The sequence below is a fragment of the Stenotrophomonas sp. PS02298 genome, from assembly GCF_029959445.1.
GTDB lineage: Bacteria > Pseudomonadota > Gammaproteobacteria > Xanthomonadales > Xanthomonadaceae > Stenotrophomonas.
Genome location: NZ_JASCOR010000346.1, coordinates 1 through 313, shown reverse-complemented (window position 1 = coordinate 313; position 313 = coordinate 1). Strand labels below are relative to the sequence as shown.

Here is a 313-nt window from a genome sequence, read left to right as displayed (position 1 = left end):
GTGCGGTTTCGTTTCGAAACCGCACTCTGACCCCGGTTTGGCCGCCGGTTTTGCCGGTTTGCCCAATCATTCAGCCCAGTCCGTACGTTGGGGTGCTATCGTTCAGCCTCGCTTCCAAGCCTGAATCCCGTGCCGCGCATCCTGCTGACCCTGCTGCTGTGCCTGACCCTGATTGCTGGTGCGGTCGGTTCGGTGTGGTCTGCTACGGCGATGGCTATTCCGATGCAGACGATGGCGGAGGCAAAACCGGGGTGGGGGGGGGGGTTTGTGTGGGGAATGGCCCCCGGCCCCCCGGTTTGGGGTGTTTTGTGGG

Annotated in this window: 1 protein-coding gene; it reads left to right on the top strand. The window is 63.3% G+C overall.

The features are described 5' to 3' along the window. Positions 1-129 precede the first annotated feature (129 nt). On the top strand, positions 130-313 hold a 184-nt coding region (locus QMX78_RS21525), incomplete at its 3' end, for a hypothetical protein (protein WP_282273495.1).